The sequence below is a fragment of the Streptococcus mitis genome (assembly GCF_003942685.1).
In the GTDB taxonomy this organism is placed as follows: domain Bacteria; phylum Bacillota; class Bacilli; order Lactobacillales; family Streptococcaceae; genus Streptococcus; species Streptococcus mitis_CD.
On sequence record NZ_RJNR01000036.1, the window covers coordinates 1 to 876 of the forward strand.

At 49.9% G+C, this 876-nt stretch carries 8 tRNA genes and 1 rRNA gene; all 9 read right to left on the bottom strand.

The window, feature by feature from the left end:
* Positions 1-7: 7 nt before the first annotated feature.
* Positions 8-81 (bottom strand) — tRNA-Arg (locus D8855_RS10345).
* 11 nt (positions 82-92) lie between these two features.
* Positions 93-178: transfer RNA gene (locus D8855_RS10350), tRNA-Leu, on the bottom strand.
* Positions 179-185: 7 nt separating this feature from the next.
* Positions 186-257 (bottom strand) — tRNA-Gly (locus tag D8855_RS10355).
* 22 nt (positions 258-279) lie between these two features.
* Positions 280-352: transfer RNA gene (locus D8855_RS10360), tRNA-Thr, on the bottom strand.
* Positions 353-370: 18 nt separating this feature from the next.
* Positions 371-452 (bottom strand) — tRNA-Leu (locus D8855_RS10365).
* Between the two features lie 5 nt (positions 453-457).
* A tRNA-Lys gene (locus tag D8855_RS10370) sits at positions 458-530 on the bottom strand.
* A gap of 23 nt (positions 531-553) precedes the next feature.
* A tRNA-Asp gene (locus tag D8855_RS10375) sits at positions 554-626 on the bottom strand.
* A gap of 2 nt (positions 627-628) precedes the next feature.
* Positions 629-701 (bottom strand) — tRNA-Val (locus tag D8855_RS10380).
* A 4-nt stretch (positions 702-705) separates the two neighbouring features.
* Positions 706-821: ribosomal RNA gene (rrf, locus tag D8855_RS10385) — 5S ribosomal RNA — on the bottom strand.
* Between the last annotated feature and the right edge of the window lie 55 nt (positions 822-876).

The window sequence follows — 876 nt, forward strand, 5'->3', positions numbered from 1 at the left end:
AGAAAAATGCACCCTAGAGGAGTCGAACCTCTAACCGCCTGATTCGTAGTCAGGTACTCTATCCAGTTGAGCTAAGGGTGCTCATTATATTATGCCGAGGACCGGAATCGAACCGGTACGATCGTTACCAATCGCAGGATTTTAAGTCCTGTGCGTCTGCCAGTTCCGCCACCCCGGCCTCTCTAAGCGAACGACGGGATTCGAACCCGCGACCCCCACCTTGGCAAGGTGGTGTTCTACCACTGAACTACGTTCGCACTGTTTTCTTCTATCTAAAAATGCCGGCTACATGACTTGAACACGCGACCCTCTGATTACAAATCAGATGCTCTACCAACTGAGCTAAGCCGGCTCATTTATTATATCTTAATGCGGGTTAAGGGACTTGAACCCCCACGCCGTTAAGCGCCAGATCCTAAATCTGGTGCGTCTGCCAATTCCGCCAAACCCGCATATATGACCCGTACTGGGCTCGAACCAGTGACCCATTGATTAAAAGTCAATTGCTCTACCAACTGAGCTAACGAGTCTAAAATAACTTACGTTATTCTAACGGTCCCGACGGGAATCGAACCCGCGATCTTCGCCGTGACAGGGCGACGTGATAACCGCTACACTACGGGACCTATGGGAGTTAACGGGATCGAACCGCTGACCCTCTGCTTGTAAGGCAGATGCTCTCCCAGCTGAGCTAAACTCCCTAGAGCTAAGCGACTTCCATATCTCACAGGGGGCAACCCCCAACTACTTCCGGCGTTCTAGGGCTTAACTTCTGTGTTCGGCATGGGTACAGGTGTATCTCCTAGGCTATCGTCACTTAACTCTGAGTAATACCTACTCAAAATTGAATATCTATTCAAACCAAGAAAACCGTTC